Here is a 6,000-nt window from a genome sequence, read left to right as displayed (position 1 = left end):
CCATCGACGGTGAAGTCGTCGACGAGCAGGAACTCGAAGTCGCTAGCGGCGACTCCTTCGAGGAGAGCTACGACTTCGATACCAGCGCAACCGCTGACATCGACTGGGAGGTCACCTACGGTGACACCACCGAAAGCGGCACCCTCCACGTTGTCGAAGACAGCGGCTCGGATTCCGGTAACGAATCCGACTCTGGTACGGACAGCTCCGGTGACTCCGACTCGGACAGCTCCGGTGACTCGGACGACTCCGGTAGCTCCGATGACGGTGACGACGGTACGCCTGGCTTCGGTGTCGGCGTTGCCCTCGTCGCGCTGCTCGGCGCTGCCATGCTGGCACTCCGCCGCCAGAACTAAGCTGTAACAACTCCCGGCTCACGCCGGCCCTAACTTCCGCGGTTTTCTTTTATCGCACACTACACCCCACCAGCGAGAGCACACTATACCCGCTCGCTGTTGCGCTTCGTCCGGGTGTCGACCTCCGCAAGCGCGTTAACGAGCTAGCCGGTCCGTTTCTGGTGGTTCTCCGCGGTCGTCTGGAGATCGACAACATCCTCAAACAGCAGGTCGACGCGGTCTTTGAGCTTCTCGAGGAAATTACGGCTCTTTTCGGGTGATCGCGGGAGAGCACTCGTGCGGCTACCTCCAGCTTCTCCGCCGCTGCATGGTGATTGTCGAGCGCAATCAAGCCGAAGCGCGCATCGAATACGCCCCAAGGGAGGCGTTGGACAGCGCTTCAAGCTCGTCGACAGCGTCGACATCGTACCGATCCGGAGTTACCTCGGGCTCGAGACGGACTCCACCTCGTTGAGACGTTCCTGCCAGAGCGCTTCGCTCATCGCGGGAATCCCTCGTGGGCGTCGAAGACCATCCGACAGTGGCGACACGGCGTGTCGAGTCGTGATCGAGTCGGTCGCTGAGGATCCGATGTCACTCTGGACACGGCGGGAGCTGATCGAAGTAGTCGCTCTCAGAGCTCAAGCCGCGACACCTCCGTTCGACCCGGCTGTAGAAGCGGTTTGAACCTTCGGTTCGGATTAGCCGTGTTCTTGGAACCCCAGAAGCTGTCGGTACCAGTTAGTATGGGCTTTGAACAGAAGGATTCAAGCCAGGGGTGGGATTTGAACCCACGAAGTCTCGATTACAAGTCGAGTGCATGAACCGCCCATGCTCCCCTGGCGCAGGCCGTGGGTTAGCCGTCCTCCTTTGAGTGTGTATCGTTTTCCGCCCGGTCCTCGAGCGATCGGCCCATCGTCACCCGGAACTCGTCGTACCCCTCGCGGCGGTAAAATCGGCGGGCGTCCCCGTTGCCGGCCATCACCTCGAGGAGCATCCTGTCCGCGCCCCGCTGTGCGAGCGCGTCCTCGGCGGCCTCGAGCAGCGCGGAGCCGATACCCTGACCGCGGGCGGCGGGTTCGACGTAGATGTTCGAGAGGAGGCCGCGGGTGGTGTCGAGGTCGAGCGAGCCCCGTTCGAGCGAGACCGAAGCGAAGCCGACGAGTCGGCCCTCGAGGCGGGCGACGAGCAGGCCGTCGTTGATCCGGTAGGCCGCGAGCGTTTCCCGCATGGTCTCGCGGTTGGCGTCGGCGCGCACGGCCGAGTCGTACTGTCGCTGGTCGCGGGCGAGGCGGACCCACATGTCCGCGAGGGCGTCGAGATCGTCCCGGTCGGCGGGCTCAATCGTCGGCTGCGGGTTGGTGGGGGGCATTCTCGAGTGCGGTCACGGCGGGGAGCGATTCGGCGGTGAGCATTCGGAGCGCCGCGCCGCCGCCGGTGCTGATGTGAGAGAAGTCGTCGATGCCGAGCCGTCGCAGCGCGGAGGCTGTGTCGCCGCCGCCGACGATGCTCGTCGGGATCTCCGTGGCGGCGCCGTAGAGCTGTTTGGTCCCCGTCTGGAACCGGTCGTCCTCGAAGACGCCGGCGGGGCCGTTGAGGATGACCGTCTCGGCGTCGTCGAGGATCCGCCGGTAGTAGTCGAGCGTCGACCCGCCGATGTCCATGGCGGACTCCTCGTCGCCGGGCGGCAGGGCGTTGACGCCGAGTTCGTGGCGCTCGCCGTTCCGGGCGACGGCGACGTCACGGGGGAGCGCGATTCGATCGCCGTAGGCGTCGAGGAGGTCGGCGGCGCGGTCGATCTCGTCCCAGTAGCCCTGATCGTAGATGAAATCCGAGCTGGCGTCGCCGAGGTCGACGCCGTCGGCGATGAGAAAGACGTTGCCGACGACGCCCGCGGTGAGGACGTGATCGGCCAGCCCCTTCTCCAAGACCGACCACGCGACGTCGATCGAATCGGGGACTTTCGCGCCGCCGAGGACGTAGACGCGGGGCTCGTCGGTCTCCTCGATAGAGCCCAACACGTCGAGTTCGGACTCCATCACGCGGCCGGCGTAGCCGGGGAGGACGGTCGGGAGGCCGACGAGCGAGGGCTGCGAGCGGTGGGCCGCGGCGAAGGCATCGTTGACGTAGGCATCGAGGACGGACTCAAGGCCCTCGACGAGGTGGGTCCGAGCGGCGCGCTCGGGGTCGAACTCCATGTACTCCTCGCTGTAGAAGCGCGTGTTCTCGAGGACGACGCAGTCGCCGTTCGAGAGGCCCCTGACGGCCTCGCGGGCGGCCTCGGTGAAGGTCGCATCGACGTAGTCGACGGGCTGGCCGAGCAGTTCCGAGAGGCGATCGGCGTGGGACCGAAGCGAGACGAAATCGTCGCCGCCGGGCCGACCCTGATGAGCGAGGACGGCGACGCGGCCGCCGCGGTCGAGCAGTTCCGAGAGGGTGTCGACGTGGGCGCGGAGCCGGGCGTCGTCCGCGAGCCTGCCGCCGTCGTCGATCGGACTATTGACGTCGACGCGGACACCGACGGTAGTCCCTTCGACGTCCAGGTCGTCGAGGGTCTCGATCATTATCGACCCCTCACCGCGCCACCCGAAAGGTCTTTCTATCGGAGAGATACGGGGTGGCGGCTGCTGGCACGGACTACGCTGTCGTAGGGGCCGACTACCGGTCACACCGTTCGACAGTCCGCACAGACCAGTTGTCCGTTGGCGTCCCACAGCGAGTCAGCCAGCGAGCCGCAGGCCTCGCAGACGCCCTGCGTGGTGTACTCGTCGCCGCCGTTGGGACGCAGTTGGGCGTCACCCTCCTCGGAAGCGCGGGCGGCCGCGGTCGCCCCGGGTTCGCGGTCGACCGGGGGCTCGCTCGAGCGGGCGGGGGTCATCGTCGCCTGGAACGAGCCCGCGGCGGCGATGACGTCCCGCTGGGTGACCAGTCCGACGATGCCGTCCTCGTCTTCGACGACGACGTTGCGGATGTTCTGGCGGGCCATCGTGGTCGCGACGTCGGTGAGCGATCGGTCGGGGCCGACCGTAATGACCGGCGTCGTCATGGTGTCGCCGACGGTCGTCTCGCCCGGATCGCGGGCGTCGGCGACGAGTCCGAGCACGTCCCACTCGGTGACGATGCCGACCGGCTCCGCGCCGCGGACGACCAGCGCGCAACTCGTCCGTTCTTCGCGCATGAGCCGAACGACGTCGCGGATCGCGTCGGACTCGCTGACGCCGACGTAATCGGTCGTCAACACGTCTCTGACGGACAGTTCCGATTCCATGTGTGAATGAAACCCACGGACGGGCTAAAAGCTACCTCCACTACACTTAAGAAAATCGGCGGCGAAGTCCAATAGATCCGCGACTCAGGCCGTCTCCCACTCGAGTTCGACGCGGGTCCCGTCGGCCCGGCAGGTCTCGAGGGCGTGTTTCGCCTCGAAGCCGGCCTCGTGGGCGCTCTCGCCGCGGCCGACGCCGACCTGCATCTCGACGTCGACTGCCGCCTCGACGTGGGCGATCGCCTCTTCGTAATCGGGCTCCTCGAGGTCGGGGCAGACGACGATGACGTTGTCGCCGCCGACGAAGAAGGAGAGGCTCTCGTGGGCGTGGCGCATGTGGCGCATGAGTTCCGCGTAGCCCTGCTCGATTTCGATGAAGGTGTCGAAGGCGTTGAGTTCGTCCGTGTAGTTGCCGGTCGCGTTGATCACGTCGAAGTGGGCGATCTGGACGTCGTCGGCGGTCCGGTGGTCGTCCTCGATGACCCGTCCCTCGAGACACTCGCGGCGGTTCTTGTCCTGTGCGCTGCCGGCCTCCTGCAGGCGTTCGGTCGCGTCCGAGAGCGCCTGGACCGGGCTCGTGCCGGTCGCGACGCCGAGGCTGAGCGTCACGGGGTAGCGGTTGCCGACCGATTCCTGGAGGAGCGCGTGGTCCTCGAGCGAGCAGCCGTTCGTGACGGCGATCATGTTGTCGAAGCGAGTGAAGAACGTGTAGCCGCCGCGATTGCCGATAAACTGAGAGATGTCCGCGAACAGCCGGGACTGCATGGTCTGGAGGTCGGCCTCCCGTCGCGGCTCCGGCGTCACGGTCCACGGCCCGTAGTTGTCGATCTGAACGAGCGTCACCTGCGTGTTAGTCACGGTGACCGACTCTTTCGAACGCCGTCGTATAAGTGATACGTAATCCAGATTCGTGATGCGGGGAACGGCCCGTTATGCGTGTTTCTTTTCCGGATTCTCGCCCTGCGGGTGGTACGTCCAGAAGTCGCCGGCCCGCATCGCCGCGCCGACGGCCTTGTGCATGTCGACCAACGTCTCGAACTCCGCGGGTTCGACGTACTCGAAGATATCGCTGAGCGCGACGACCGTCTCGTGATTGATCCGGATCGGGTAGTCGCCGTACTCCTCGACGAACTCGTCGCGGTCCATCGGGAAGTCCTCCTCCTCGTCGACCTTGTCCGCGATGATCCGCATATCGTACTTGCGCATCCCCTCGCTGCCCTCCTCGCCGTCGGGATCGACCGGCCAGTTACTGCTCATACTCCGACGTGTGCAGGGGACCCGCAAAAGGATTACTCTCCGCGGCTGTCGTCCTCGTCGGCGACGGTCACGTCCGGGCGTGTGCAGTGGCAACTCGGTCGACCGACGGCGATCTCGGCTCGCTTCACGTGACGGACGGTTGGCTCCACCGGCAATCGGACCGCGCTCGCGCCGGACCCGTCTCGAAGCGCACACTCCTCTCCAACGGGGGTGGGACACATCCCTCCGGAGCTCCGGCATACCGGACTCGCCATTGGCATGCTGACACAACGTATATCCGCGAATCCGGGGAACGGAACGTATGGGCGGAACCGAGCCCGAACTCGACGAGGTCGATCGGGGAATCCTCCACATGCTGCAGAAAGACGCCCGGGACAACACGACCAGAGAGATCGGGGAAGCGGTGGGCGTCTCCGCCGGTACGGTGCGAAATCGGATGGAGAAACTCGAGGACGCCGGCGTTATCCGGGGATACGTTCCCGATATCGACTACGAGAGAGCGGGCTATCAGCTCGTGATCCTCTTTACCTGCACTGCGAGCGATCCGTCCGAATCGGTCGCCGAGGATCTCCTCGACAAACACGGGGTCGTCACGGTGCGGAAATTGCTCGCCGGCGAGGAGAACTACCACGTGACGGTCGTCGGGTCGGACACGGACGACGTGTCCCAGATCGCGAACTCGATCCGCGAGTGCGGACTCGAGATCGTGCGGTCGGAGGTGATGGACGAAGAGTACGTTCAGCCGTTCAACCACTTCGGAAAGGAGTTTTCCTGACTCGAACTCGGAGAGGAGACGGTCGGTAACGCCCGAGCCGAGACGCGTCGCCGGGAGACCTCGGTAGCCGCCGACGTGGTCGTCGCCGGGAGACGAAATCGGCGACAGACGCCGACGTCGTTTCGAGGACGGGTGCAGTCGATCGGTTTCGGATCGAACGGACCTGCCCGCCGTCAGCCGTTCCGATCGAACCGACCGTCACCTCTCCACTCGACAGCGCGGGCTCGGAGCGGAGACGGTGGTAAGACTGACCGAGATGAGCCGAATATTATAGCGATAGCTACTAAATTATCAAACTGCATCCGATCTATTCAGTGTTAGTTGAACGTCGACCGAGGCTTTATCCGTTCAGGACGGGTGCAATGGCA

7 protein-coding genes and 1 tRNA gene are annotated in these 6,000 nt (G+C 65.1%); 2 read left to right on the top strand and 6 right to left on the bottom strand.

Annotated features, from left to right (window positions below; all coding sequences use genetic code 11):
* Positions 1–356, top strand: a 356-nt coding sequence (locus ACT4ML_RS18665; RefSeq protein WP_444722218.1) for a PGF-CTERM sorting domain-containing protein, incomplete at its 5' end; no start/stop codon positions are given.
* A gap of 749 nt (positions 357–1,105) precedes the next feature.
* Here ACT4ML_RS18665 and ACT4ML_RS18660 read toward each other — a convergent pair.
* The 6 genes from ACT4ML_RS18660 to ACT4ML_RS18635 all read right to left on the bottom strand — a co-directional run bounded on the left by ACT4ML_RS18660 (position 1,106) and on the right by ACT4ML_RS18635 (position 4,857).
* A tRNA-Thr gene (locus tag ACT4ML_RS18660) sits at positions 1,106–1,179 on the bottom strand.
* 12 nt (positions 1,180–1,191) lie between these two features.
* The gene (locus tag ACT4ML_RS18655) at positions 1,192–1,707 is read right to left on the bottom strand and encodes a GNAT family N-acetyltransferase (protein WP_444722217.1); all 516 of its coding nucleotides are present in this window, start codon (positions 1,705–1,707) and stop codon (positions 1,192–1,194) included.
* On the bottom strand, positions 1,676–2,899 hold the full coding sequence (locus tag ACT4ML_RS18650) for a phosphoglycerate kinase (protein ID WP_444722216.1): 1,224 nt from the start codon (positions 2,897–2,899) through the stop codon (positions 1,676–1,678). Before ACT4ML_RS18650 ends, ACT4ML_RS18655 begins: the two co-directional genes overlap by 32 nt.
* A gap of 101 nt (positions 2,900–3,000) precedes the next feature.
* The gene (locus ACT4ML_RS18645; protein ID WP_444722215.1) at positions 3,001–3,603 is read right to left on the bottom strand and encodes a CBS domain-containing protein; all 603 of its coding nucleotides are present in this window, start codon (positions 3,601–3,603) and stop codon (positions 3,001–3,003) included.
* Between the two features lie 84 nt (positions 3,604–3,687).
* Positions 3,688–4,458 carry a GTP cyclohydrolase III gene (locus tag ACT4ML_RS18640; RefSeq protein WP_444722214.1) on the bottom strand — a complete coding sequence of 257 codons (771 nt, stop codon included), beginning with the start codon at positions 4,456–4,458 and terminating at the stop codon, positions 3,688–3,690.
* A gap of 72 nt (positions 4,459–4,530) precedes the next feature.
* Entirely contained in the window at positions 4,531–4,857 is a 327-nt protein-coding gene (locus ACT4ML_RS18635) for a DUF5785 family protein (RefSeq protein ID WP_444722213.1), read from the bottom strand.
* A 301-nt stretch (positions 4,858–5,158) separates the two neighbouring features.
* Here ACT4ML_RS18635 and ACT4ML_RS18630 point away from each other — a divergent pair, with 301 nt between their 5' ends.
* On the top strand, positions 5,159–5,632 hold the full coding sequence (locus ACT4ML_RS18630) for an Lrp/AsnC family transcriptional regulator (protein WP_444722212.1): 474 nt from the start codon (positions 5,159–5,161) through the stop codon (positions 5,630–5,632).
* Positions 5,633–6,000 lie beyond the last annotated feature (368 nt).

It is taken from the genome of Natrinema sp. LN54, assembly GCF_052439245.1.
In the GTDB taxonomy this organism is placed as follows: Archaea; Halobacteriota; Halobacteria; order Halobacteriales; family Natrialbaceae; genus Natrinema; species Natrinema versiforme_A.
This window is presented reverse-complemented; position numbering and strand designations above follow the sequence as displayed.